Annotated in this window: 25 protein-coding genes; 11 read left to right on the forward strand and 14 right to left on the reverse strand. The window is 40.9% G+C overall.

Annotated features, from left to right (window positions below; translation table 11 throughout):
* Positions 1-246: 246 nt before the first annotated feature.
* The 6 genes from OO007_RS07025 to OO007_RS07050 all read left to right on the forward strand — a co-directional run bounded on the left by OO007_RS07025 (position 247) and on the right by OO007_RS07050 (position 7,036).
* On the forward strand, positions 247-1,380 hold the full coding sequence (locus OO007_RS07025) for an NAD(P)/FAD-dependent oxidoreductase (RefSeq protein WP_325808265.1): 1,134 nt from the start codon (positions 247-249) through the stop codon (positions 1,378-1,380).
* Between the two features lie 186 nt (positions 1,381-1,566).
* On the forward strand, positions 1,567-2,871 hold the full coding sequence (gene nhaD / locus OO007_RS07030; RefSeq protein WP_325808266.1) for a sodium:proton antiporter NhaD: 1,305 nt from the start codon (positions 1,567-1,569) through the stop codon (positions 2,869-2,871).
* Between the two features lie 290 nt (positions 2,872-3,161).
* Positions 3,162-3,911, forward strand: coding sequence for an electron transfer flavoprotein subunit beta/FixA family protein (locus tag OO007_RS07035; protein WP_325808267.1), 750 nt, complete (start codon positions 3,162-3,164; stop codon positions 3,909-3,911).
* Positions 3,911-4,843: an electron transfer flavoprotein subunit alpha/FixB family protein gene (locus OO007_RS07040; protein ID WP_325808268.1), complete on the forward strand. Its 933-nt coding sequence runs from the start codon at positions 3,911-3,913 to the stop codon at positions 4,841-4,843. Before OO007_RS07035 ends, OO007_RS07040 begins: the two co-directional genes overlap by 1 nt.
* 259 nt (positions 4,844-5,102) lie before the next feature.
* Positions 5,103-6,230, forward strand: coding sequence for an aminotransferase class V-fold PLP-dependent enzyme (locus OO007_RS07045; protein ID WP_131905464.1), 1,128 nt, complete (start codon positions 5,103-5,105; stop codon positions 6,228-6,230).
* 308 nt (positions 6,231-6,538) lie between these two features.
* Positions 6,539-7,036: a hypothetical protein gene (locus tag OO007_RS07050; RefSeq protein WP_299879450.1), complete on the forward strand. Its 498-nt coding sequence runs from the start codon at positions 6,539-6,541 to the stop codon at positions 7,034-7,036.
* A gap of 172 nt (positions 7,037-7,208) precedes the next feature.
* Here OO007_RS07050 and OO007_RS07055 read toward each other — a convergent pair whose 3' ends face one another.
* The 12 genes from OO007_RS07055 to OO007_RS07110 form a co-directional block, all read right to left on the reverse strand.
* On the reverse strand, positions 7,209-8,726 hold the full coding sequence (locus tag OO007_RS07055) for a PhnE/PtxC family ABC transporter permease (RefSeq protein WP_325808269.1): 1,518 nt from the start codon (positions 8,724-8,726) through the stop codon (positions 7,209-7,211).
* Positions 8,727-8,738: 12 nt separating this feature from the next.
* The gene (locus OO007_RS07060) at positions 8,739-9,416 is read right to left on the reverse strand and encodes an ATP-binding cassette domain-containing protein (RefSeq protein WP_325808270.1); all 678 of its coding nucleotides are present in this window, start codon (positions 9,414-9,416) and stop codon (positions 8,739-8,741) included.
* A gap of 7 nt (positions 9,417-9,423) precedes the next feature.
* The gene (locus OO007_RS07065; RefSeq protein WP_325808271.1) at positions 9,424-10,296 is read right to left on the reverse strand and encodes a putative selenate ABC transporter substrate-binding protein; all 873 of its coding nucleotides are present in this window, start codon (positions 10,294-10,296) and stop codon (positions 9,424-9,426) included.
* A gap of 227 nt (positions 10,297-10,523) precedes the next feature.
* Positions 10,524-11,438: a hypothetical protein gene (locus OO007_RS07070; RefSeq protein WP_325808272.1), complete on the reverse strand. Its 915-nt coding sequence runs from the start codon at positions 11,436-11,438 to the stop codon at positions 10,524-10,526.
* 139 nt (positions 11,439-11,577) lie between these two features.
* Positions 11,578-13,203 carry an electron transfer flavoprotein-ubiquinone oxidoreductase gene (locus OO007_RS07075; protein ID WP_442784332.1) on the reverse strand — a complete coding sequence of 542 codons (1,626 nt, stop codon included), beginning with the start codon at positions 13,201-13,203 and terminating at the stop codon, positions 11,578-11,580.
* A 138-nt stretch (positions 13,204-13,341) separates the two neighbouring features.
* Positions 13,342-14,127 (reverse strand): CPBP family intramembrane glutamic endopeptidase, encoded by a 786-nt coding sequence (locus tag OO007_RS07080; protein WP_325808273.1) that lies wholly within the window; start codon positions 14,125-14,127, stop codon positions 13,342-13,344.
* Between the two features lie 14 nt (positions 14,128-14,141).
* Positions 14,142-14,612, reverse strand: coding sequence for an RDD family protein (locus tag OO007_RS07085; RefSeq protein WP_325808274.1), 471 nt, complete (start codon positions 14,610-14,612; stop codon positions 14,142-14,144).
* A 15-nt stretch (positions 14,613-14,627) separates the two neighbouring features.
* Positions 14,628-15,206: an anthranilate synthase component II gene (locus OO007_RS07090; protein ID WP_207907013.1), complete on the reverse strand. Its 579-nt coding sequence runs from the start codon at positions 15,204-15,206 to the stop codon at positions 14,628-14,630.
* Positions 15,207-15,216: 10 nt separating this feature from the next.
* Positions 15,217-16,704: an anthranilate synthase component I gene (gene trpE, locus OO007_RS07095; RefSeq protein ID WP_325808275.1), complete on the reverse strand. Its 1,488-nt coding sequence runs from the start codon at positions 16,702-16,704 to the stop codon at positions 15,217-15,219.
* A 240-nt stretch (positions 16,705-16,944) separates the two neighbouring features.
* On the reverse strand, positions 16,945-17,625 hold the full coding sequence (locus OO007_RS07100) for a phosphoglycolate phosphatase (protein WP_131905454.1): 681 nt from the start codon (positions 17,623-17,625) through the stop codon (positions 16,945-16,947).
* A gap of 117 nt (positions 17,626-17,742) precedes the next feature.
* A complete protein-coding gene (gene rpe, locus OO007_RS07105; protein ID WP_325808276.1) occupies positions 17,743-18,441 on the reverse strand; it encodes a ribulose-phosphate 3-epimerase in 699 nt (232 codons plus the stop codon).
* 229 nt (positions 18,442-18,670) lie between these two features.
* Positions 18,671-18,988 carry a c-type cytochrome gene (locus OO007_RS07110; RefSeq protein ID WP_325808277.1) on the reverse strand — a complete coding sequence of 106 codons (318 nt, stop codon included), beginning with the start codon at positions 18,986-18,988 and terminating at the stop codon, positions 18,671-18,673.
* 174 nt (positions 18,989-19,162) lie between these two features.
* On the opposite strand from OO007_RS07110, the gene OO007_RS07115 reads away from it, so the two are divergent.
* Positions 19,163-20,122, forward strand: a complete 960-nt coding sequence (locus OO007_RS07115; protein WP_325808278.1) for a 1-aminocyclopropane-1-carboxylate deaminase/D-cysteine desulfhydrase — start codon at positions 19,163-19,165, stop codon at positions 20,120-20,122.
* 27 nt (positions 20,123-20,149) lie between these two features.
* On the opposite strand, the gene OO007_RS07120 is transcribed toward OO007_RS07115, so the two are convergent.
* Both OO007_RS07120 and OO007_RS07125 read right to left on the reverse strand, forming a co-directional pair.
* Positions 20,150-20,710 carry a lysophospholipid acyltransferase family protein gene (locus tag OO007_RS07120; protein ID WP_325808279.1) on the reverse strand — a complete coding sequence of 187 codons (561 nt, stop codon included), beginning with the start codon at positions 20,708-20,710 and terminating at the stop codon, positions 20,150-20,152.
* Positions 20,711-20,774: 64 nt separating this feature from the next.
* Positions 20,775-21,149 carry a hypothetical protein gene (locus OO007_RS07125; protein WP_325808280.1) on the reverse strand — a complete coding sequence of 125 codons (375 nt, stop codon included), beginning with the start codon at positions 21,147-21,149 and terminating at the stop codon, positions 20,775-20,777.
* A 543-nt stretch (positions 21,150-21,692) separates the two neighbouring features.
* Between OO007_RS07125 and OO007_RS07130 the strand changes: the two genes are divergently transcribed.
* The 4 genes from OO007_RS07130 (at position 21,693) to OO007_RS07145 (ending at position 25,066) form a co-directional block, all read left to right on the forward strand.
* Entirely contained in the window at positions 21,693-22,049 is a 357-nt protein-coding gene (locus OO007_RS07130) for a hypothetical protein (protein WP_325808281.1), read from the forward strand.
* A 237-nt stretch (positions 22,050-22,286) separates the two neighbouring features.
* Positions 22,287-22,874 carry an acyl carrier protein phosphodiesterase gene (locus tag OO007_RS07135; protein WP_325808282.1) on the forward strand — a complete coding sequence of 196 codons (588 nt, stop codon included), beginning with the start codon at positions 22,287-22,289 and terminating at the stop codon, positions 22,872-22,874.
* A gap of 186 nt (positions 22,875-23,060) precedes the next feature.
* Positions 23,061-24,125 (forward strand): tRNA pseudouridine(13) synthase TruD, encoded by a 1,065-nt coding sequence (gene truD, locus OO007_RS07140; protein ID WP_325808283.1) that lies wholly within the window; start codon positions 23,061-23,063, stop codon positions 24,123-24,125.
* 158 nt (positions 24,126-24,283) lie between these two features.
* A complete protein-coding gene (locus OO007_RS07145) occupies positions 24,284-25,066 on the forward strand; it encodes a lytic transglycosylase domain-containing protein (protein ID WP_325808284.1) in 783 nt (260 codons plus the stop codon).
* Positions 25,067-25,116: the final 50 nt, after the last annotated feature.

The raw sequence follows: 25,116 nt of genomic DNA on the forward strand, positions 1-25,116 counted from the left end.
CTGTACGGTATCTCCTAACTGTAGTCTATACGACTCATTTTTGTATAGTGCCAGTCTGGATAAAACTATCCCTCCAATTAACCCAAAATGAGCTGACTGGCACCATGATCAAACCGCGATAAAAGCGATCTGGTACTAGAGACTGAAATCGTAAAATACTAGTATTCATAGTTTTTGAACTGTCTTCGAACTGACTTCAAAATAACTTTGAGTTGCTTTCATGATCACGTTTTTAGGATGTCATAAATGAAAAAGAATAGATCAATCGCCATACTAGGTGCTGGAATCAGTGGTATATCGAGTGCTTACTATCTATCAAAGCAGGGCGTATTTGATGAGATCATCGTGATTGATAAACTTCAGCCGCTATCGTTTACCACCAGTTGTTCGGGTGAAAATTTCAGGGAATACTGGCCTCAACCCATGATGAATACATTCATCGGTCACAGTATTGATTTAATGAAAGCCTTTAGTAAGGATTGTGGTAACTGCTTCAATATGAAATACAGCGGGTATGACTTTGTCACACATAAAGACAATCACTCGATTTTCCCTTTAACCGACACGGACTCTGGTGAAATAGGCGATATCCAGCGATTAGAAGATCACGAACTAATCCAGAAAACCAAACCCTATCTGGATGATTCTGTAAAAGCAGTAGAACACATTAATAAAGCCGGCTCGATAGAAGTGTATGCACTGGGATCGATGTTATTAAAACTCGCCAGACAGAATGGCGTGAAATTGCTCACAGAAGAGGTTGTTGAACTCGATAGAACGGCATCAAGTCAGTTCAAGCTTTCATTTGAATCGGGTGCTTCACTGGAAACAACTGACTTGTTACTGGCGTCTGGTCCCTTTATTCAACAACACGCCAAATCCCTGGGTTACGACCTTCCTATCTATAATATCAAGCAGCGAAAGTTTGTTTTTAAAGATACCAAAAAAATAATACCGCGTGATATGCCGTTTACTATTTATGCGGATAGCCAGTATCTTCAATGGAATCCAGATGAAGAGAAGTTGATGAATGAGTACGAAGAATATCATTGGCTGCTGGAAGAATTCCCCGCTGGATTGCATATCAAACCAGAAGGACAAGACCAGATCAAAATGGGTTGGGCGTATAATCAGCAAAAAGAACAACCACAATGGGATATTTTTGCGGATGATGAATTTGTCAGTGTGGTGTTAAAAGGCGCGAGTCGTTTCATTCCCGCCATCAGCGCTTACGCCGATGAAATACCAACATCAGTGACGCATTTCGCCGGCTACTACACTAGAACCAATGACAATTTGCCGGTAATGGGTGAACTGGAACAGGGATTTTATGTGTCAGGCGCATTTGCAGGTTATGGAACCATGGCAGGCTGTGCCTAGGGTGAATTAATGGCGGAGATAATCACCAATCAACAAACTCCCGAATACCTGAAATATTTTTCACCTGATCGTTTTGAAAATGCAGCATTGATGGAAGAAATCTCGCAATACCCGAGTGGTCAATTATAGTTATTTAAGAGCCTTATAAGCAGTGTTGATAGCAGTATAAATAGATACAAGTAATGGTTGATTTCTACGCTTAAGATTATTAATAATGCCGACCTTTCTTTAGATAAGCGCGTTCGCGCTGGAGATTTAATAATGGATACCTTGCTGTTGGTATTTATTGCGCTTGGCTTTATAAGCATCGTTATCGAAGATTTAACCCACATCAATAAGGCGAAAACCACCTTGTTTTTCGGGAGTCTGGTTTGGCTTTTGTATTTTGTAGCACACGATCCAGATATTGAAGAAGCACGACATGCGCTGGATGAAAACCTGCTGGAAATAGCCTCGCTATGGTTGTTTCTGGTATCGGCAATGACCTTCGTGGCTTACCTGAATAATCGCGGTTTGATTTCAAAACTGGTGATGCGCTTATTACCAGAACGATTGGGCAAGCGCCGATTACTCTTGATTACCGCGATCTTTGCTTTCATCTTCTCATCATTAGCCGATAACGTGACTTCCACTCTGGTGTGTATGAGTTTACTGTTGCCGCTTAAACTGCCAAAAGCCGACTTCTTAAGATTCGCTGCAGTAATCGTATTTGGTGTTAACTCCGGTGGAGTCGCTTTGATTACGGGTGATGTAACCACCTTGATGATATTTATGGCAGGTAAAGTGTCTATTCTTAATCTTCTCATTCTTGCATTGCCTGCATTTATTGGGTTGATGTCATTAGCGTTGATACTGGGATATAACCTAAAAGGTGAAGTCGAAGTCCAGCGCGTTGAATCTACAATTCCGCGTATGGATATACTGGCTGGTGTGCAGTTCTTGCTGACTATTATCAGTATTCTGGTACTAAACGTACTTTATGGTGTACCACCTGTTTTGACCTTCCTGGTGTCGCTGGGTTTGCTCTTTATTATTATGCAATTCCTCAATCACGATGAAGACATTATGCGTAATATCCGAGAAATTGAGTTTGATGCCTTGCTGTTCTTCTTAGGTGTGCTGCTGATGGTTGGCATGCTCAAACAATTAGGTACACTCGATCATTTAATTAAACTGTATGACGTATTACCGGTTCAACTGGCGAATTATTCATTGGGAATGTTTTCTGCGTTGGTAGACAACGTACCACTGACAGCGGCTGTTTTGCATTCAGGGGTGGAGATGCAAATTGGTGAATGGATTACTCTGGTATATGCCGTGGGTGTTGGAGGTTCCTTACTCATAATAGGTTCTGCCGCGGGTATTATCGCCATGAGTAAAGCAGGGCATGAGTTATTAAGCTTTGTTAGTTATGCACGTTTTGCAGGGCATTTATTATTGGCCTACAGTATTGGTTTTCTGGCAACGTGGTTTATTGGTAATTTTATCTAATGTAACTATCTGTAAATTGATATTCATGCTCTGATTCAGATCTTTTATTGATTATTTGCACCCCCCCACTTACAGGCGTTTTTTTATTGAAAATGCAGGATGTAGGCCGATATTGAAAATTATCGAGGGAGGTTTAGATATGAAATTTTCAGCGAGAAATTATTTTAAAATGAAAAAAATCTAAAATATTTCACGAAAATGTTTGATTTTTAGTGTCGTTCGATTAAAAGTACACTACTATCTTATAATCTTAGCTTTAGTAAAATTTCTGCAACAGAGGATTAACCGAAATGAAAGTATTAGTCGCGGTAAAACGCGTCGTCGATTATAACGTGAGAATCCGCGTTAAATCTGATGGCAGCGGAGTAGACACAGATAACGTTGTAATGTCGATGAACCCATTTGATGAAAATGGATTAGAAGAAGCATTACGTATGAAGCAGGCAGGTGTTGCAACTGAGATCGTTGCGGTAACTGTAGGTACAGAGCAGTCACAAGACACATTACGCAGTGCATTAGCGATGGGTGCAGACCGTGCCATTCTAATCAATGCCGAAGAAGCTCCTGAGCCATTAGGCATAGCTAAACTATTGAGCAAAGTAGTAGAGCAAGAACAGCCACAAGTGGTTATTCTGGGTAAACAGGCGATTGATGATGACTCTAACCAAACCGGTCAAATGCTTGCAGCATTATTGAACTGGCCTCAAGGCACTTTCGCATCTAAAGCTGAGTTTGAAGGCGATAGCGTAAACCTAACACGTGAAACGGATGCTGGTTTGGAAACAATCAAAATCAACCTTCCTGCGATTATTACTACTGACTTACGCTTGAATGAGCCACGTCTGCCAAAACTTCCTGACATTATGAAAGCGAAGAAGAAGCCGATCGATATGGTTGAAGCAGCTAGCTTTGGTGTTGACCTTGCACCACGTTTAGAAGTTGTTAGTGTATCTGCTCCTGAAGCTCGTAAGCCAGGTGTTATCGTGGCGAATGCGGCAGAGTTAATCGACAAACTTAAGAACGAAGCGGGAGTACTATAATGTCTATTTTAGTAATTGCTGAGCACGACAACAGTGCTTTAAACGCTAATACCTTAAATACCTTAAACGCCGCTACAAAAATTGGTGGTGATATTACCCTTTTGGTTGCAGGTAGTGATGCACAAAGTGTGGTTGATGAAGCGGCTGCAATAGCTTCGGTTAGCAAAGTATTATCTGCGAATGATGCGGCACTGGCTGATGGTTTGGCAGAAAACATCGCATGGTTAGTAAATGGCATAGCTGCTAATTACACTCATGTATTAGCACCAGCGTCTAACTTCGGTAAAAACTTTTTACCACGTGTTGCAGCGATGCAAGATGTGATGCAGGTTTCTGATATTGTTGATGTGGTTTCTGCAGATACATTTGTTCGTCCTATCTATGCAGGTAATGCATTAGTTACGGTGAAGAGTAGTGATTCAGTTAAGTTGATTACTGTTCGTAGTACAGCATTTGATGCAGTTGAAGCGACAGGTGGTTCTGCCGCTGTTGAAGAGCTCGCATTTGGCGAAGCATTCGAAGGCGTTTCATTTGTAAGTCGTGATGTAACAGTGTCCGAAAGACCTGATCTTGCTACAGCGCCTATCGTTGTTTCTGGTGGTCGTGGTGTTGGTAGTAAAGAAGACTTTGCAATCATCGAAAAGCTTGCTGAAAAAATGAATGCAGCAGTTGGTGCTTCTCGTGCAGCAGTTGATGCGGGTTATGCGCCAAATGATTTTCAGGTAGGTCAAACCGGTAAAGTGGTTGCTCCTGATATCTACTTCGCTATCGGCATTTCTGGTGCGATTCAGCATCAGGCGGGTATGCGTGAGAGTAAAGTCATTGTAGCCATCAATAAAGATGAAGAAGCACCAATCTTCCAGATTGCTACTTACGGTATTGTTGCTGATTTGTTTGATGTGGTTCCAGAGCTTACCGAGCTATTGAGCTAAAAAAGTAAACTAGAGCAAACTAGAGCTTAGCTAATAAACTCTTAGCATTGCTATACATACTGATTGGCTGATCCTTACGGGTGAAGCCAATCAGTCGTTTTTCGATATGCCGCTAATTCTAGTGTTATATCTCTAAATTTCCGGCGTCTCTCTTTAAAAGGTTATTAACAAGCTCTGGAGATTTATCGTACAATCTTTTTTCGTGTTTTTACCTATAATAACAACACCCCTTTCATCAATTAACACTGTAGGAATTATTATGCCCGCGTTATTACCAAACGTAGACCCGGATGGTTTACTCGAATATTCCGTAGTTTATACGGATCGTGCTCTTAATCACATGTCACAATCTTTTCAGGGTGTGATGAGAGATATCTCTTCTACATTAAAAGAAGTCTATAACGCGAAAGCAGCAATCGTCGTGCCCGGCAGTGGTACTTTTGGTATGGAATCTGTCGCGCGTCAATTCGCGACTAACGAGAAATGTCTGGTTATTCGTAACGGTTGGTTTAGTTTCCGTTGGACACAGATATTCGATATGGGCAGCATTCCATCAGAACACATCGTGATGAAAGCACAGCAAGCAGAAGATGCAACACAGGCACCTTTTGCACCTGCAGCCGTTGAAGATGTCATTGCAACCATCAAAGCCGAGAAGCCTGCAGTGGTTTTCGCACCGCATGTTGAAACCTCTTCGGGAATGATTCTTCCCGATGAATACATCAAAGCCGTTGCTGATGCGACCCACGAAGTAGGTGGTTTATTCGTATTGGATTGTATTGCCTCAGGAACAATCTGGGTAGATATGGAAGCAACCAGTGTTGACGTATTAGTTAGCGCACCGCAAAAAGGCTGGAGTGGTCCACCGTGCGCAGGTTTGGTGATGCTTAGTGATGCCGCAATCGCTAAAATGGAAAATACCGAAAGCACCAGTTTCGCGATGAATCTAAAACAATGGCACACCATTATGCAAGCGTATGAAGGTGGTGCACATGCATATCATGCAACCATGCCAACAGATGCGTTGCGTACATTCCGCGACATTATGGTTGAAACCCGCGAATACGGTTTCGATAAAGCCAAACAAAATCAATACGAGCTGGGTAAAAAAGTCAGAGAGTTACTCGCATCTAAAGGCATCAAAAGTGTCGCAGCCGAAGGCTTCGAAGCTCCAGGTGTTGTGGTTAGCTATACGCAGGATGCAGATATCCAGACCGGTAAAAAATTTGGTGCAGTAGGCATGCAAATCGCCGCAGGTGTGCCACTAATGTGCGATGAGCGAGAAGATTACCAAACCTTCCGTTTAGGTTTATTTGGTTTGGATAAATTACAAAATATTGACCGTACGGTTGCAAGTCTTGATGATGCTTTAAAGGACGTTTTATAAGCATTAGAACTAGCATATAGAACTATGATCTAAACCGGCTAGTTCTATTAAACGTCACCTCCCCACTTATAAGCCTTTTTTTACTTACGTTGAAAAAAGTGCCTTAAAGTAGGGGGGTGACTTTTTGTTTATACGGCTATGTAAAAGCAGTAAATCTGGAATAAAAAATAAGTTCAAAACCCTTATGACCGTTTATCAGAAATACAAGCAAAATTATTACCGTGTAATAATATTGTATACAAGGTAAGCGTTTGCCCCAACCGAGATACAATTCTGTATTTTGGTTAATACAATGTAAATTTGTTAAAATGTATTTACGTAAAGGAAGTCCGCTTCTAGTCATTTCACTACTTGTGATGACTCAATTCGTTTCTGCAGGTGAAGATAAAACAAGTATTCAATTAAATGTAGTTAGTCCCGGGTATGTAAAATTCTCAGGGACAGTAGTTGATACATCTCACTATTTTTCAGAAGTCCAAGTTAAACCCTCTAGCTCACAAAAACCCGGTCCTACAATCTCTTTAGGTACATTGGGTTTAAACTCAAATGTGAGTGGTGATTGCACCTTAAACTTTTCAACAGATAATAATTTTGGCTTGCGTCATGTCAGCAGCAATACAAAATTATCCGATTATTTATTAAATTATCGGAATAAAAATATCTCTGGAAAGCAGAACAACAAGATGTCAGTCCCTTGTAATTACAAACCCGAAAAAATTAAATTTAATACAACTGGTCAGTATTTAGCTGAAGTTGAACCGGGTATGTATAGCGATACGGTTAGAGTCGAAGTTGTTACACAATAGTAGAGTATTCTCACAATAAACAACGACTGTTTATATTCTCGTTTTAATGCTTATTAATTCGAGAATTAAACACTTTATTCTGGTTTCATTGCCAAGTTATTCGCTTTATTGAGAATTGAACTGGGATCTTTGAATGGGCGTCTGTTAGTCAGCGCCTGTTAGTCAACGTTTATTAGTCAACGAGAATACGGTTTGATCGCTGTTTAGGCGTGTTGGTACTCTTGCGTCTCAACAAACGTGAGATGGCGTCTACGCTCATATTGAGTAACGCAGTGATGAGAATCAGCAGTAATGCGCGATCGAAGCGTAGGTCTTGCATGGCGTTATCGATATAGAAGCCCAGCGTGGCAATGCCAAGTAAGCCCATGATCGCCGTTTCTCTCAGGATGATTTCCCAGCGATAAAAAAGGTAAGCCAGAAAGTTGCCATATATTCGCGGAGTGAGTTCGTACGCATAAAGGTTTAGGCCTTTAGGCGCATCTATTCTTACATCTAACGTATTCGATTGATTACCCACTAAGTGTCCGATAATTCCCGCGTTATGTAATGCTAAAGCAATCACGGCAGGTAGCATTGACGGTCCAAAAAACTGCAATAGAATAAATGCCAGAATGTATTCGGGTGTGGAGCGCATTATGACTAAGGCGACATGTCCAAAACCTTGACCGAGCCTGTTCTGAAAGTGTTTCGATATCAGCGGATAAACCATTAAAGTCAGAATGCCTGTCACTACCAATGCAATTTGTGTCAGTAGTAAGGTATTGATAATTCCCGGTATAGCCTGATCCTGCATAATGTTGCTAAACCAGTGCCACAGATCGTTAAAGCTACCTTCTTTTGCACCTCGAATAGGTGAAGGGATGATATCCTGAGTGAAAAATCGATGCACATTGGACCATTTGAAATCATGTTGATCGGTCAATACTGTGTAAGCTGCGATTGCAAAATACACGGGCATCAATAATGGTCGTAACCAATATCGGATGCTGGCAATCAAGAGATAAAACACCAGTAATAACACCACGACGTAGGAATAATCGCCCTGCATGAATGACGATTCCAGGTAGAATCCCAAGGTTGGTAGACCAATAAAACCCAGAATCACGCTGCTGCGCAATCCACATTCAAAACGATACGATGTGTAGGTTTTTAGCGCTTGCCAAACATCAGGGAGCAAACCGTAGAAAAACTGATTTAAACGTCCAGTGTTGGAAGGTAAGGCTTTGATGACTGAGTGATCAGCTTCTTCAATAATTTCTGCATAGACTTTGGCAAAGGTTGCCGCATAAGGAATGGCTAACGCTAAAATACCGGTTAACGGATGTAGACCGAAGACTTGTAAAAAGATGAGTGCCCAGAACAATTCATGAATAGCGCGAAGAAACGCACACAAACCACGAATCATCGAAAAACGGTATAAATAACTGAGCGGTATTGCACAGACCACCCCGAGGAAAACTCCAATCAATGCGAAGCTGAGCGTTTGTAATAAAGCGTTCAACAAGATGCTGATATCACCAACATCAGGGTTGAGTATCGCAGTGCCAAAGCGCCTTAATTCTTGCCACGGGTCTACGTTGTATATACTTAAATCTGCAAATGGAATGCACAATAGTGCAATCACAACAAACAGTATTGAGACGTTACGGTAAGACAAGTTAGCAGAAAAGATAGTCAATGGGTTTTGCATAACAGCAAAGGTCTACTGATATAAACAGGCCAGATCAGCCATATTTAATTGACTCGATGGCGAGTCGACCAGAACCTTGCCATCTTTTAAACCGATAATTCGATCGCAATGATTTAACGCCAGATAACTATCATGTAAGCCTAAAATGATGGTTTGGCTGTAGGATTGAAGGCATTTGATAATTTCTTCTGCCTGATATTCATCCACCGCTGAAACAGGTTCATCCGCTAATAACACGGGTTTTTCCTGATACAGAGCACGCGCCAGTCCAGTACGTTGTTGCTGTCCGCCCGATAAGGTATTTACTTTGTTGAAACATTCGTCTTTTAAGCGAAGCACGTCTAGCAGTTGTTTAATTTCAGTGACATTATTTTCAAAAGGACGGATTAAATTCCACAGATTTCGCCAAGTGGGATATTCGTTTAAACGGCCCATATAAACATTATGGTAAACACTTAAGCTTTGGGATAAAGCCGGTGCTTGTGGCGCCCACGCACATTGATTGGTAGGCTTATGTGTTTTTTGCGCTGAAGACAATTCGTAAAGATAGCGCAATAAGGTGGACTTACCCGAACCGCTCTTACCAAGAAGAGCGATTCGTTCACCTGCATGGATGGTTAGGTTAAGATTCGCTAAAACGACTGTTTCGTCATAGCTAATACTTACGTCCTGCAGATCAAATAAAGACAAGCGCGTGTTACTGGTCGATTAGACCAATCTCTTTAGCAACATCCAATACCGGTTGGAAATCAGCATTGCTTGCAGGAATGAAACCAGAACGTGGGAAGGCATCCAGAATGCTTTTATCTTTAATGTCGATTAACGCCTGAGTTACTTTAGCGGTGAAACCTTCGCCGTATACTTTGTCGGCATCTCCACGAATACTCCACTGGTAATCTGGGTAATCAGGTGTTTCCCAAACAACTGAAACCTTATCGGTATCGATTTTTCCTTCGGATAATTCTCTTTCCCACACCTTGTAGTTAACCGCTCCTACCTGGTAAGCGCCAGACTGAACCAACGCAATCGTGCGAGAATGGTTGCCACTGAAACCTACTTTTTCGAAGATTTTTTCTGGTGCTTTATTAAATTGTTTACGTAGATGATATTCGGGCATCAAACGTCCAGAAGTAGAACCCTTAGAACCAAAGGTAAAAGTTTTGTTGAGAATAGACGCAGGCATTTTTTCTGACTTTCTGTCATTATCTTTGCTCACAACGCCAGTATGCGCGATGAAGTAACTTTTAAACGTAGGATCTTCAGCGCCCTGTGCGATCGCCTGAGAACCTTCTGATAATAGACGTGCGCGAACACCAGACAATCCACCAAACCATGCTAATTGCACGTCATCATTGCGGAAAGCGGTAACACTTGCCGCATACGATTTAACCGGAACAAATTTCACTTCATGATCAAGCGCTTTGCTCAAATATACAGCGACTTTATCAAAGCGCTCTTTCAAAGCTGTTTCATCCTGATCAGGAATAGCGGTAAAAACAAAAGGTTTCGCAGTAGCAGCCGTGTTTATCGTAAAAAACAAAATAGCTGCGATGAGTGTACGTTTGATCATAGTATAAGAATATCTAATAATTTTTAAAGCGGGTAGCGTAGTGTAAATGTTGATTGCGGGCAATGAAATATAAGTAAAAAGCCATGATATTTTTATGAAAAAGGCACCCCCGTACTTATAGGCGTTTAATTAATCGTTGTCTTTGTCGTTGTTGTTCTCGTTGTTGTCGATTTTGTGGGTGTTTAAAAATACAATCTACAAAAAAGTGCCTCAAAGTAGGGGGGTGACTAAAAATCTATGGGCTGAGCCAGTTTCAGGACTTTGCTTTTGGTTGCATCATCCATCAATGTTTCTAAAGCATATTCACCAAGGATTTCATTCATGGCTTTTAAAGGCGGAATCAATAACTCTTTATCTTTTGCTTTTATGTTGTAGATATTGATTGTTCTGAGTATTGATATCGATGCACTATTCAAACTCTGGTTTTTGCGCGGTGTAGGATTATCATGCGGCGTGGCTAAACCAAGTTTCTGAATAACTTCCTGAACCACATCGCCTTCATAGTTGAATGCTGAGACCTTATTATCACCAAACAGGCTTTGGCATTCTGAAACGAAACCGCGATAGTTTAAATGTTGTGAAAACCACTTAATGTCTAACATTTCGGATAGAGATAAGTCTTTGCCATAACAGGGGTTATTCTCTATTTGCGGGTTACGTATACATTGTTTGTAATAACTTTCGATAAACGCCAGAGGCTCGCGAAACCATACCCAGATTTCCACATCGAAGCATTTGTTCAATTCTCTTAAAAGGTCTTTTGATGCCTCGGGAAAATCCCACCAGTAATTATAAATTCCTTCAGATGACAGGATTATGGTGTGGGTGTCTTCGTTGACCTGTGACAGAATATTTTTGAAATTTTCCAGAAAGTTTTCGTGATGAGTAGTGACCAGATTTTTCTCGAACCATTGGTGTTTGGGTGCATGGGTATTCTGTAATTTTTGCAGGTTATGCGGATACAGAATCCCTTTACCTCTGAGTTTGCGTTGTTTTTTATCCAGATAAGTTTGTAAGCTGGTGGTTCCGGTTTTGGGTGTGCCAGCATGGATGATGAGTTTTAGTGCTTTATCCTTGACTGACGTGATCGGTTCTAACAATGCATTCAGTTGTTTGGAAAAGATGTCGTGTGGTTTTTCCATGGGATATAAAAAAAGCCTCTAAAGTAGGGGGGTGACTTTATGCTAAATAAGATTTAATGACGAATCCAGATACTAAAATGCCACAACCTTGATGTTCAAAATTGTGGCATTTCCAAGTTACTGATTAGTTAATCAGCTATTACATATTGCTGTACATCGGTCCGCCACTTTCTGGTGTGGTCCAAACGATATTCTGCGTTGGGTCTTTGATGTCACAGGTTTTACAATGCACGCAGTTTTGAGAGTTGATGAGCAACGCTTTTGAACCATCCTCTTCTTCTACAATCTCGTATACAGCGGCAGGGCAATAACGTGATTCAGGTGAATCATAAAGCGCTAAATTGGTATCAATCGCGATTTTTTGATCTTTCAGTTTTAGGTGAATCGGCTGGTTTTCATCGTGGAACGTATTGGATAAATACACTGACGACAAACGATCAAAGGTGACTTTTCCGTCAGGCGCTGGGTATTCGATTTTTTCGACTTCTGTTTTCTTCTTCAGTTGTAGATGATCCGCATGGTGGGTCATCGTCCATGGCTCTTTACCGCGAGTCACATAAGCAGTTAAACCTGCGTTGGCTAAACCAAGCAGTAAACCTTTGCTGAAGCCCGGGCGTATATTACGCACTTTGTGCAGTTCTTCGTGCATCCATGAATTTTTGAAAGCCGCTTCATAAGAGACAGAGTCAAACGCGTCTTTTTCCAGCGCAGCAAATGTCGCTTCTGCAGCTAACATACCGCTTTTCATAGCTGTATGAATGCCTTTGATTTTCGCCACATTGAGGAAACCAGCAGCGTCTCCAATCAGTAATCCGCCCGGGAAATCTAATTTTGGTAAAGATTGTAAACCACCTTCTACGATAGCGCGTGCGCCATAGCTGAGGCGTTGGCCATCTTCAAAAAGTGGTCTGATTGACGGATGACTTTTAAAGCGCTGAAATTCTTCGAAAGGACTAAGGTATGGGTTGGTATAATCCAGACCGACGACGAATCCTACTGCGACCAGATTCTTTTCCATGTGATAAAGGAAAGATCCGCCGTAGGTATCGCTCTTTAATGGCCATCCAATGGTATGTAATGTTTTACCCATTGTGTGTTTTTCTGGTTTAACTTCCCAAACTTCTTTGATACCGAGGCCATAAGTTTGCGGTGAAGAATCTTTCGCCAAGTCATAGTGATCGATTAATACACGACTCAATGAACCACGGCAGCCTTCTGCAACGATGGTGAGTTTTGCTCGCAACTCCATTCCCGGGTCGTAAGAGGGTGTTTTGTTACCTTCTTTGTCCACACCTGTTTCACCGGTAGCAACACCCACAACCTTATTGTTGTCATCATAAAGCACTTCAGCAGCAGCAAAACCTGCGTAGATTTCGATGCCCATTGCTTCTGCTTGTTCGCCCAGCCATTTGGTTAAACGACTGATGCTGATAACGTAATTGCCTTCGTTATGCATGGAAGGTGGCGTCGGTAGTTTCTTTGAGCCTTTTTCTGTCAGGTAGGTGAAATGATCTTCTGTGACTGCGGTGCTGATTGGTGCGCCTTTTTCTTTCCAGTCGGGGATGAGTTCGTCAAGAGCACGCGTTTCCAGGATTGCACCAGCCAGAGAATGAGCGCCAACCTCGGCTCCCTTTTCGAGAACGGTAATAGCCAGTTCTTGTCCTTTTTCTTTAGCCAGTTGAGAGAGTCGAATTGCAGTCGATAAACCCGCAGGTCCGGCACCAACAATGACTACATCAACATCTATAGAATCGCGTTCACTCATAGTTATTTCCACCCATAACAAATCAATATCTGGTCAATTATAGTAGAAAGAACTTGGTGGATATTCTTTTTTTTATCCAATGGTTAACATAAAACCAGTCTTGGTAAATTAGAGGCGCTTATGTAACAGAGGTTTTGGCTATAAGTTTAATTCCATACCGAGACTGGCGGTTAGATTCATCAGCATGTGCATCGCTATCGGTACATACAGAGATTTGCTTTTGAGTTTGGCAATAGCCAAGAGTATACCAATGAGGAAGATGCTTGTTATCTCAAACCAGCCATATTGGACATGAATGATTGCCCAGCAGGCAGAGGTCAGGAGTACCGCGCCTAAAGTACCGAAAGCGCTTTTACGCAAGCCTTCAAAAAAGAAACCACGGAATAAAATTTCTTCAAAAAATGGCGCTGAAATGCCTACGGCTATCCATAATAAAGGGAGATTAGTTGCGCTCAAATAGACCTTGGTCATGAATTCAGGTGTAGGGCGATCTAACCAGATGTTGAGGCCTTCCATTAGCATCATGCCCAGAATCATAAGCCCAAGAAAACCGAGTAAATATTTTAATCTGGGTGGATAGAATTCAAGGTAGTTTTTTATGCTTAAGGTTTTACGTTTGGCAATAATAAAAAATATTAAGGCTGTGCCTATTATCGCTGCAGGAATTTGCGACACGCTAATGGCATCACCATTAAAAGCATAGTTATTAAGTAGTGCGCCAAAGCCTGAGGAGGAACCTGGATTTAACGCATCACTAATGGTCATGCTCTCTTGAGAAAACATGTAAGCGACAAGAAAGAATGACTGTAAAGCGGAAAATAAGATAAATACCAGAATGGTAAAGGCTAAGGTTGCCCAGACATTCCAGTAGGGATTAGTTATCTGATCAGCGTTATTAGAGTTGTTGCCTGAGTCTTGAAGCATAGGGATGCTGTGGCTTACTGCGTGTGTACAAGTGAAGTCTTACTTAGGATATCTTGAATCGCATGACGTGGTTTATTAAAAGGTATCAATAGCAATCCTAATCCAAATAACGCAGTGATATAGCGAATCAAGGATTGTGACCAGGATACGAGCGCATTATTGTTATTCACGAGTTTGATTTTCCAGACTTTCATGCCTGGTGTTTGTCCGCGTTTTGTCCAGAAATAGGCAAAATACAGAAAGCTGACAATCAGCCACAGGCTTTTTAAGAAGAGGTTAACCGGACTAGTGGCTGGAATTGTGTTGATGGTCTCGGTCTCACTGATCTGCACTTGCTGTAAGTTAACCAGGCCAGAACTGATGATGATCTGTTGAATGATCAAGGTTGAAATAATGATAACGAAAAATACGATCAAGCTATCGTAAAATATAGCTAATAGACGAGATCGTATTTTTGCGGGTGATGATAAGTTTGTTTCAGGCATTCTAAATAGTATCAATCACATATTAAGAAAGTTTTGTAACATATCGTGACCATGTTCCGTCAGAATAGATTCTGGATGGAACTGGACGCCTTCAATCGCGAGTTCTTTATGTCGCACACCCATGATTTCATCAAGTTCTCCGTTATCATCCTGTGTCCATGCAATCACTTCTAGCGAATCGGGTAATGTTTCTTTTTCGATAACCAGTGAGTGATAGCGCGTCGCCTTGAATGGATTCGGTAGGCCTTTAAAAATGCCCGTGCCTTTGTGATAAATATCCGAGGTTTTGCCGTGCATGATTTCTTTGGCGCGAATAATGTTACCGCCAAATTGCTGACCGATTGATTGATGGCCTAGACACACGCCAAAAATTGGAAGCTTGCCTTTAAAGTGTTCGATGACAGCTAGAGAAATACCGGCTTCTGTGGGAGTACAAGGACCGGGGGAAATCATTATTCTTTCTGGTGCGAGTGCTTCAATTTCTTCAATGGTGATTTGATCATTACGTTTTACAACGACTTCAGCGCCTAATTCACCCAGGTATTGCACCAGGTTATAGGTAAAGGAGTCGTAATTATCTATCATTAGAATCATGTCGTTCTCCTTACTTGTGAAGTCTGTCTAAACCAGCAGCTGCCTGACTGACTGCTTTGAAAATGGCGCGTGCTTTATTCATGGTTTCCATCCATTCCATTTCTGGAACAGAATCATAAACAATACCGGCACCTGCCTGAATGTGTAAGGTCTCATCTTTAATCACACCAGTACGGATTGCAATTGCAGTATCCATATTACCATTCCATGCCAGGTAACCGATAGCACCCGAATAAATACCCCGTTTTACGGGTTCTAATTCATCGATGATTTCCATTGCGCGAATTTTAGGTGCGCCGCTTACTGTACCCGCAGGGAATGTCGCACGAAGCACGTCAATCGCAGACATGTCAGGTAATAATTTACCGACGACATTTGAAACGATATGCATGACGTGAGAGTAACGCTCAATTCCCATCTTATTGGTGAGGCGCACAGATCCAGTCTGACTTACTCGGCCCGCATCATTTCGCCCTAAATCAATCAGCATTAAATGTTCGGCGAGTTCTTTAGGATCATTGAGTAATTCTTTTTCCATAGCCAGGTCTTTGACTTTATCGTGGCCGCGTTTACGCGTACCAGCAATCGGTCTAACAGTGATTTCACCATTATCAAGGCGTACTAAAATCTCCGGTGATGAACCCACAATCTGAAAAGAATCCAGATTCATAAAGTGCATATAGGGGGATGGATTGAACGATCGTAAGGAGCGATATAAATCTATTGGTGGAGCTTCAAAGGGAATACTCAGACGTTGTGAAAGCACCACTTGCATGGCATCGCCGGCTTTGATGTATTCACGTGTTTTCTCAACGGCTTCTTCAAAACCTTCTTTGGTGAAGCCAGAGACAAAATCATCTTCTGTAATGGTCTTGGGATTACTTACAGGATTGTATAAAGTCAGTGGTTCTTGCAGTTTATTGCTTAAGTAATCGAGTCGACGTTCTGCGTCTTCGTATTCCCCGTCACTGGCATGTACGATTACCGAAAGTATACCATTCAGGTTATCGAAGATGACTACTTCTTCAGAAAGCATCAGAAGAATATCGGGAGTATCAATCGGGTCGGGTTTTGATTCTGCTTCTACACCGGATAGTTTTGGCTCGATATAACGAATTGTTTCATAGCCAAAGTAACCGACTAAACCACCATTAAAACGCGGCATGCCTTCGATTTCAGGGACTTTGATGCTGTCTTTGTAGTTTTCAATCCATTCTAGAGGATCACTGACAGTTTCAGAGGAAACGGTTTCACCATCGGTGATAACGTCAACATCTCTATCTGTGACTTTAATAATCGTTTTAGCGGGTAGGCCGATAATTGAATAACGACCCCATTTCTCTCCACCTTGAACGGATTCAAATAAATAAGAATACGGGCCATTGGCGAGTTTGAGATAGGTACTTAAAGGGGTGTCGAGATCAGCGAGTATTTCGCGAACTAAAGGTACGCGATTGTAACCTTCAGAAAGGTAAGCTTCGAATTGTGATTTGTTCATGGTTAAACCTGATATAAATGTATGTGCATTGGTATTAATTTATTACGAATAAATAAGCGTACAACTGTCTTTTTTTCAAAAGACGCTATATCCAAAGCCAGTTACGATTTATAGAGGTATTTAACATGGGGGTATTTTAACTCGCTTTTTAATCAATCAGCAAGTAGTAAACAGCCAAAGGATTGGCTGAGTGAAAAGTTAGTAAACGTAGTGATGAGTTTCTGTGCAGAGAAGACTGGATTAGCGAGGCTTTATCATGTCGCGTAACTCGGTCATCGAGTCAATAACCGCATCAGGGTTAGAATCCCGAATATCATCGCCATGGTTATAACCATAAGACATACAGATTATTTCAAACCCAGCAGCGCGAGCCGCTTTTACGTCTGAAGTTGAATCACCTAACATCAAGGAATTTTCTGGTTTAACCCCGAGCATTTTTGCACCATGTAATAGCGGGAGTGGATCAGGTTTTTTCTTTTCCAGAGTATCGCCACTGATAACAATTTCAAAATCATTCCACAATCCTAAGTCTTTTAAAATAGGGTGAGTGAATTGTTCATCCTTATTAGTGATACAACCGATTTTGATGCCGGTAGATTTTAAGTAATCGACACCTTCACGAACACCGGGATAGAGCTTGCTGCGTTTTGAGGTGTTTTCTGCGTAAAGTTCTCTGAAAATCGGCATCGCATCTTTGAAGATAGCTTCATCGTGTGGTGCGTCTAAATCATTGGCGATACCACGTTCAACGATTCGGATAACGCCATTACCCACCCACTTTCGTGCCGCCGCTTCACCGCGTGGTGGAAGTCCTACTTTTTTTAACGTTTCATCGAGACACCATGAGAGGTCTGGCACTGAATCTACCAATGTGCCATCTACATCAATCATGATTAATTCTGGTGAAAATGTTTTACTCATAGGACGACTCGACTGTTCATTGTGCGTTTATTGCCCTTTTTTACACGATTATTTTTTATCATGTAAAAAAAGGGGCTCAAAGTAGGGGGGTGACTTAAAAGACTATCATTGAGGCGTTTAAACCTTAGCTGCAGCTAGTTGCTCACGGAATTTGCCACAGATTGTTTCGTAATCATTAGGATCATCCGCATTTGCAGCGCCGAAGATCGCAGAACCCGCAACGAACATATCTGCACCGGCTTCTTTGATTTCTTTGATGTTGTTGTCTTTAACACCACCATCCACTTCAAGACGGATATCGTAACCAGACTCGTCGATTAGTTTGCGACATTGCTTAAGCTTGGTTAGTGTTGATGGAATAAAACTCTGACCACCAAAGCCCGGGTTTACTGACATCAATAAAATCAGATCGACTTTATCCATCACGTATTCCAGAACGTCTAAAGACGTTGCAGGATTGAACACCAAACCTGCTTTACAACCTAATTCACGAATCATTTGTAGGGTGCGATCCACGTGCTCTGAAGCTTCTGGATGAAATGAAATATACGTTGCGCCCGCTTTTGCAAAATCGGGAATGATTCTATCAACCGGTTTAACCATCAGATGCACATCAATATCCGCTGTTACACCGTGTTTGCGCAGCGCGTCACAGACTAAGGGACCAATCGTTAGGTTAGGCACATAGTGATTATCCATGACATCAAAATGCACCACATCAGCACCCGATTTTATGACGTTATCGACTTCTTCTCCCAAACGAGCAAAATCTGCTGACAGAATAGAAGGTGCGATGAGGTCTGTTTGACGTGCCATAAAAGGTTCCTTGTGTTTAATGAAGTATTATATGAAGCGATTAATGTTAATACCTGTAGTTTGACTCTATCTGATAATTTTTCAACTGTGTATTCGCCTTTGGGGATACTGTTTTCACACCCTAACTATTTATAGTAGGCAGTAAACACCGTGATTTAATGATGTTTACTGCTTGTGAAAAGAACGCCTTGATTATAAAAAAATAATATGGGCTTTGACGGTAACTGACTTATTTAGATGCGTTTTTGACCATATAATCAACCGCAGCTTTAACATCATCATCAGAGATATCAGCACGTCCACCTTTAGCCGGCATCGCTCCTTTGCCTTTTAATGAAGTGGTATATAGCGCTTCGATTCCGGTTTCAATGCGCGGTGCCCAGGCTTCTGCATCTCCAAATTTAGGGGAACCCGCAATACCCGCATCGTGGCAGACTTTGCATGCATCGTCATAGGTCTTCTTACCTGCATCATCTGCGGCAAAAGCGTTAACAGATAACAAAGTACATGTACTTAAAAGGATGGTTTTGATCGTTGTTGTTTGCATAAAGCAGTCTCCTGTTTCTAATTTTAGTAGCGATTAATGAATGAGATTAAGCATGGTAAATTAGCGATATTTTCTATTTGTAATACCGTTAAAATACGTAATCTATTAGCACTGTCAAATCCCATAATAAAATGAAAGGTATTTTAATTAATTATTTTAATGACCAGTTTAGATATGTATAAGCGTCCTTTGCGTGTGGAGCGTGTGGCGCTGGACGTTGCAAAAAATGCCGGAGTAGAGCTATTTATGGCTAGAGCAGATGAAATTCATCCGCTTGCCAGTGGTAATAAGTTTTATAAGTTAAAACCGCATTTTGATTACGCTAGAAAGAATGGTATCGAACAACTCCTTAGTTTCGGTGGCGCTTTTTCTAATCATATTCATGCCTTGGCTTTGATGGCTAATGAATATGATTTTCAGAGTATAGGAATTATTCGTGGTGAGGCTGAATACGCCACGAATTCAACGCTCACGGCGGCACGAAATGTGGGTATGACTTTGGAATTTGTCACCCGAAAAGACTATAAGCTTCGTCACGATGAAAATTATTTAACTGCATTAGGCAAACGATTTCCACAAGCGTTGATTATTCCTGAGGGTGGAAGTAGCCCTCTAGCTGTTGCGGGTTGTACAGAATTAAGCAAAGACATCAACGCACAGCATAAAAGTGATATTTTGACTATTGCCAGTGGCACAGGAGCTAGTTTTGCGGGTTTGGTTTGTGGTCTAGAAGAATCACAACAAGCTATTGGCTATGCCGTTTTAAAAGATCAATCACTCGAGGAACGCATCGCATCATTCATTGCGGCTGAGAACGCAGAGGCTGCTCATTCTAATAGGTATTCAATCGTGCAGGCAGACTATGGTGGATATGCCAAGGTTGATAATACACAGCTGATGTTTATCCTCGACTGGCTAGAGCAAACAGGAATCTTGCTCGACCCGATTTACACCAGCAAAATGTGCCGGCGTTTAGTCGAACAAATAGTTGCCGGCGAATTTGCCAGAGGAACATCCATTACCATGGTGCATAGCGGCGGCTTGCAAGGTTGTTTTGGGATGCAGGATAACGTCATGAAACTCGCGGGTGAATCCAGTTGGCATCGTATTCAATCTTATCTGCAAGACAAATAAAATATGCCCCAAAGTAGGGGGGTGGCTTTACTCTTTTTTCAGTTGAACAGGGCCCTGATTCTGAGGTCGTTTACCTTTAATATCTTTGTAGAATTCAGCGATAATTTTCATGTCGGCATCAATGTCTCCGCTTGGATATAAAACCTGAGAAAACCCCATAGTGCGTTTTTCGTAATCGATATAAGCCATACAAATCGGCACATTTGCCGATTGTGCAATATGATAAAAACCACTCTTCCAATGATCTGTTTTAGAACGGGTGCCTTCTGGTGAAATAGTAAGCACCATCTCATCCGCTTCGTCGAATCTGGTGGTAATCTGTTCGATGAAACCTTTCGAGCTTTTGCGATCTACCGGTATCCCGCCAAGTGCAGTAAACAAGTAATGAAAGGGTCCCCAAAACATTTGAATTTTAGCCACCCAGTGAATTTTTAAATGGAGTGTCCAGAAGGTCAGCATAGTCAACGGAAAGTCCCAGTTGCTGGTATGAGGTGCGCCAATCAACACGTATTTTTTTTCTTTCGGTAAAACAATATCAATTTTCCAGCCAATAAGTTTCAATAACGTTTTAGCGAAAGATTTAAGCATTCTGGTTCCTTGTAATGTTGTATTTCTGGTGTTGTAGTCTTCAACAATTTCTTGTTAATTATTTTTATATGACCAAACTCGCTAAACCTAATAAGCAGACAGCTGCAAAAAGAGACGTGGATGGAAATCTAAACGGGTTTATCTTTCCTTTAATGGCAACACTAGCACTTAGCAGGGAAAAGGCACCAGTAAGAATTGTTAAAAATACAACTAATTCTGGTTTGTTTGGGTGTAATGCCACATAAGCATATCCGCCCCCCATTAACAAAGTGAAAATGGTAGTGATGTGCCAAGTGTAATAGTTAAGCCACTTTGATGCTATGGGAAGTTCTTTACTTTCTAATAATGGTTTTGCTACACGTGGACCACCTACAAAAGTATGGATTGTAAATGTAAGAAAACTGACAGCAACAGCTAACCATAATAGATAAATTTGCATAAATATCTCGTTTTAAGATTATCTCAAATACAGACAATGAACGGCTAATAGAGTGAAGGTCACCCCCCTACTTATAGGCACTTTTTTATTAAAAGATTAATCGCATCATACTATAGAAAATAAGCAGATTAAAAAATTGGCCCAAAGTAGGGGGGTGGCTTTTGATAAACTAATATGTCATCAAATGTTTTTACTTTTTGTGAATTTAATCACAGAAAATATTGAGGCGTTCATTTAGTATCAATAACCTAATCAATGAATCCTTACAGTGCGATTGATTAGATTCTTTGAAAAAAATCGAGTTTACGTTATGCAAAGTAAACAATATATTTTACAGCAATAGAATTATGGCTTCCCTAAAGTTTGTGTGTAACGGTTAATCTCTTGAGAGCAGCCGAGTGATTCTGTGGCTTGAATAAGCAACGATATAATCAGTATTAACAGCAAACTACATGTGTAAGCATATTGAGTAAAAGTTAGTAGAATAGTTGAATAACTCTTCAGGAAGCTATAAGCACTTTTCATTATACGAGGAGACTTATTATGAAATTGTTTAAAGGTTGTATTCCAGAAAAAAACGTTAATGTAAGCAAATTTGGGGTGGGGGCAATCCTGGCATGCATGTTTATGTTTAATTCATTGAATGCTGCTGAATATAGCGGCTTGTTACATAGCCCATTCATACAAAAAGTTAAATGCGAGTTAAAATGTACATCAAACGGAGCGGGTGGAAGCGATTGTGTTTTTGTACCTGCTGGTTGTAATAATAAGAGCGATTTAAAGCTACCTAATTCCAGATTAGATTCAGTAACAAATCCAAAATTAAGTAATCCCAAGCTTGTTAATCCAAAAAGAAATTTATTACCGGGTGATCATTTTCAACCTAAAAAGATAAAATAATAAAAATAATTTAAAGCGCACCATGCAAAAATAGAAAGTATCTATTTGCATGGTGCGCTTTCTGAAGTGAGGGAACATACGATGAGCTATCTACTGTCTTAGCTCAGCAAAAATTCAGTATCATTTATATATCTCATTCAAAGTTGTGGGGGTGGCAATAGATATGTTTTAAATCTTCCCTATCATATTTTTTGAACATAACTTACAAGCCTGTTACAGCTTCTGTAAACTACAGCAATGAATTACCTTTCTCATTTATTTTTGTCTCAACCTACCATTGAATCGCGCGTTGGAAATCTATTAGGTGACTTTCGTAAAGGTGTTGATATTCAGGCTTTGCCAAGTAAAGTTGTCTTAGGTTACGACAATCATCGACTGGTCGATCGGTTTACTGATAGTCATCCCAAGGTTCTCGATTTAAAAGCCTTAATTTCTCCACAAAGAAGACGTTTTGCCGGCATTATGCTTGATATGGTGTTTGATCATTTTTTGATTGTGCACTGGGAACGTTTCGATGAGCTAAGTTTTGAAAGTCGTCGAAGCATTTATTATCGAGACTTAGCAGCGGGTAATCATCTGATGCCTGATCGTATGCAACGCGTCACTACTAACTTAATCGAGAATGATTGGTTTTCTGCGTATTCAGAATTAGATGGGGTTGGTTATGCGCTTGATCGTATCTCAGAGCGTATTCGCTTTAAAAATGATTTCTCTGGATCAATAGATGAGTTAAAAATACATAAAAACCAGATAGAAGATGTTTATTTGGATTTCTTTCCTCAGCTACTAGAAGAAGTTAAGAATCAAAGCATTGAACAAATCTGATAAACGCTTTAGAGTTGAGTAATAGGATTCCTAATAAATTAACAGTTCTCGGTTTATATTAAAAAAGTGCCTCAAAGTAGTGGGGTGCCTTTTACTATTTTTTCAGTTAAATATTCTATGAATTAGCTATCAATTAGTTATCAATTAGTTATCAAGAACGGCCGTATCACTTTATACTCCCCGCCCATGACTGACTTAGATAAAATTTCCTTTAGCAAGGTTAACAAAAACAGCGCGCTTTCCGGACGTATCCGCAGTGCTGCGTCTGATTTTCAAGTGGATGAGATTCAGCAATTTTCACCGTCGGGCATTGGTGAACACGTGTGGTTGCACATCAAAAAAACCGGTGAGAATACTGACTGGGTGGGGGGCTTGTTAGCGAAAGCGGCTAGTGTTCCACGTCGGGATGTGAGTTATGCAGGTTTAAAAGATCGCAATGCGGTAACAACACAATGGTTTAGCGTGCAAATGCCAGGACGAGAAGCACCTGATTGGCAGGCGTTACTGCCAGAATCGGTAGAAGTATTAGCAGAGAAACGTCATGATAAAAAGCTCAAGCGTGGGGCGTTAATTGGTAATAAATTTACCTTGAAGTTAAGCGATTTCAAAGGCGAAGAATCAGAGTTAGCAGCAACCATTGAGCGTATCAAACAACAGGGAGTGCCTAATTATTTTGGTGCTCAACGCTTTGGTCATAATAATTACAATATCGAAAGAGCTGAAAAATGGTTTGCGGGTGAATTTAAGATTAAAGACCGCGCTAAACGTAGTATTTATTTATCTTCAGCGCGTTCGTGGATTTTCAATCATATTCTTTCGGCGCGTATAGAGGCTGATAACTGGAACAAAGCTGTTGAAGGCGATGTGTACATGTTGAATGGTTCTAAATCATGCTTTTATGAGGCATTGAGCGATGAGATTATTCAACGGGTAGAAAAGCATGATTTGCATCCAACCGCAGCATTGTGGGGACGTGGACGTTTAGCAACTCATGATGAAATTTTAGGTTTAGAAACAGAAATTGCAGATACCTTTAGAAGCCTGTGTGATGGATTGGAACGAAATGGCTTAAAACAGGAAAGACGCGCGATGCGAATTAGCGTAGAAAACCTCACTTATGCGTATCTTGATAAAGATAGTAATAGCCACAATGATAGTGATGAAGCAGGGTGTACGGTAGAATTATCCTTTGCTCTACCAGCCGGTTGCTACGCAACATCAGTATTGGCTGAAATAGGAAGTTTTGATTAATAGGGGTTTATATTTTAGCTTGGCGGGATATAAAGCACGGACCAAACGAACTTTTTATAACCAAAGTACACTATAATATAAGTACCCCCTAATTTAGCTAAACCAACAAACCCAAACCAAGCAATCTAATTCATAAACGAGCCTAGCCCGAAATATTCATGTTTTTAACGTATTACAAACAGTTATCTATTGCATTGCTGATGAGTGTCAGCATGCTTCCAGCTGTGGGTGCAAATCCTGCTAAACAGCCTGTTATAGATAAAAACATGAAATTGGCGATGTTAAATTTAACCCGCAATAATGCTGTTGTGCGACCTACAGCAGCGGCGAAACCAGCTCAGAATAATTCTAAAAAGATCGTTAAAAAGGCTCAACCCAAACTGACATTTCCGGATAATTGCATTAGCTGGAATGCGAGGCAGGTTCATGCAAAAGCCGATCAATACGATACACACATTACAAAGTATGCGAAAAAGCATAATGTGGATACCAATTTAGTCAAATCGATAATTACAGCTGAATCGTGTTTTAAACGTAAGGCATTATCTTCAGCGGGCGCTCAAGGCCTGATGCAATTAATTCCCGATACGGCTGATCGTTTTGGTGTTACCGACAGTTATGATCCGCAACAGAATATTCGCGCTGGTGTTAAGTATCTGAGATTTTTGCTGGATCGGTATAAAGGCAATATTGAGAAAGCCATAGCGGGATACAACGCGGGTGAAGGCGCGGTTGATAAATACAATGGAATTCCACCTTATAAAGAGACTAAGCAATACGTGAAGAATGTGCTTAGGATCTATGCTGTGCTCAATCCCGATTTTGATAAAAAAAGAGTGAAGGCTGTTTACCAACCACCCAAATTAGGCGCAAAGCCGGGTAGACATGGTTGGCAGTTCAATCGCACTTTGGCGCCGCATCTTTACAAAAAAATGAAGTGATTGTTTGTTCTTCTTTCTTTTCGCTTTTTTCAATTCGTTTTAGTCTTCTA

The organism is Cocleimonas sp. KMM 6892, from assembly GCF_035798195.1.
GTDB lineage: Bacteria > Pseudomonadota > Gammaproteobacteria > Thiotrichales > Thiotrichaceae > Cocleimonas > Cocleimonas flava.

Bases quoted from the DNA above. Each gene is read 5' to 3' on its own strand.
- OO007_RS07065 (WP_325808271.1), bottom strand. From the start codon at position 10,296: ATGATCAAACGTACACTCATCGCAGCTATTTTGTTTTTTACGATAAAC.
- OO007_RS07100 (WP_131905454.1), bottom strand. From the start codon at position 17,625: ATGAGTAAAACATTTTCACCAGAATTAATCATGATTGATGTAGATGGC.
- trpE (WP_325808275.1), bottom strand. From the start codon at position 16,704: ATGAACAAATCACAATTCGAAGCTTACCTTTCTGAAGGTTACAATCGC.
- OO007_RS07085 (WP_325808274.1), bottom strand. From the start codon at position 14,612: ATGCCTGAAACAAACTTATCATCACCCGCAAAAATACGATCTCGTCTA.
- OO007_RS07135 (WP_325808282.1), top strand. From the start codon at position 22,287: ATGAATTACCTTTCTCATTTATTTTTGTCTCAACCTACCATTGAATCG.
- OO007_RS07050 (WP_299879450.1), top strand. From the start codon at position 6,539: ATGTATTTACGTAAAGGAAGTCCGCTTCTAGTCATTTCACTACTTGTG.
- OO007_RS07090 (WP_207907013.1), bottom strand. From the start codon at position 15,206: ATGATTCTAATGATAGATAATTACGACTCCTTTACCTATAACCTGGTG.
- OO007_RS07145 (WP_325808284.1), top strand. From the start codon at position 24,284: ATGTTTTTAACGTATTACAAACAGTTATCTATTGCATTGCTGATGAGT.
- OO007_RS07035 (WP_325808267.1), top strand. From the start codon at position 3,162: ATGAAAGTATTAGTCGCGGTAAAACGCGTCGTCGATTATAACGTGAGA.
- OO007_RS07120 (WP_325808279.1), bottom strand. From the start codon at position 20,710: ATGCTTAAATCTTTCGCTAAAACGTTATTGAAACTTATTGGCTGGAAA.
- OO007_RS07130 (WP_325808281.1), top strand. From the start codon at position 21,693: ATGAAATTGTTTAAAGGTTGTATTCCAGAAAAAAACGTTAATGTAAGC.
- OO007_RS07040 (WP_325808268.1), top strand. From the start codon at position 3,911: ATGTCTATTTTAGTAATTGCTGAGCACGACAACAGTGCTTTAAACGCT.
- OO007_RS07080 (WP_325808273.1), bottom strand. From the start codon at position 14,127: ATGCTTCAAGACTCAGGCAACAACTCTAATAACGCTGATCAGATAACT.
- OO007_RS07115 (WP_325808278.1), top strand. From the start codon at position 19,163: ATGTATAAGCGTCCTTTGCGTGTGGAGCGTGTGGCGCTGGACGTTGCA.
- OO007_RS07055 (WP_325808269.1), bottom strand. From the start codon at position 8,726: ATGCAAAACCCATTGACTATCTTTTCTGCTAACTTGTCTTACCGTAAC.
- OO007_RS07075 (WP_442784332.1), bottom strand. From the start codon at position 13,203: ATGAGTGAACGCGATTCTATAGATGTTGATGTAGTCATTGTTGGTGCC.
- OO007_RS07070 (WP_325808272.1), bottom strand. From the start codon at position 11,438: ATGGAAAAACCACACGACATCTTTTCCAAACAACTGAATGCATTGTTA.
- OO007_RS07125 (WP_325808280.1), bottom strand. From the start codon at position 21,149: ATGCAAATTTATCTATTATGGTTAGCTGTTGCTGTCAGTTTTCTTACA.
- OO007_RS07110 (WP_325808277.1), bottom strand. From the start codon at position 18,988: ATGCAAACAACAACGATCAAAACCATCCTTTTAAGTACATGTACTTTG.
- OO007_RS07025 (WP_325808265.1), top strand. From the start codon at position 247: ATGAAAAAGAATAGATCAATCGCCATACTAGGTGCTGGAATCAGTGGT.
- truD (WP_325808283.1), top strand. From the start codon at position 23,061: ATGACTGACTTAGATAAAATTTCCTTTAGCAAGGTTAACAAAAACAGC.
- OO007_RS07045 (WP_131905464.1), top strand. From the start codon at position 5,103: ATGCCCGCGTTATTACCAAACGTAGACCCGGATGGTTTACTCGAATAT.
- rpe (WP_325808276.1), bottom strand. From the start codon at position 18,441: ATGGCACGTCAAACAGACCTCATCGCACCTTCTATTCTGTCAGCAGAT.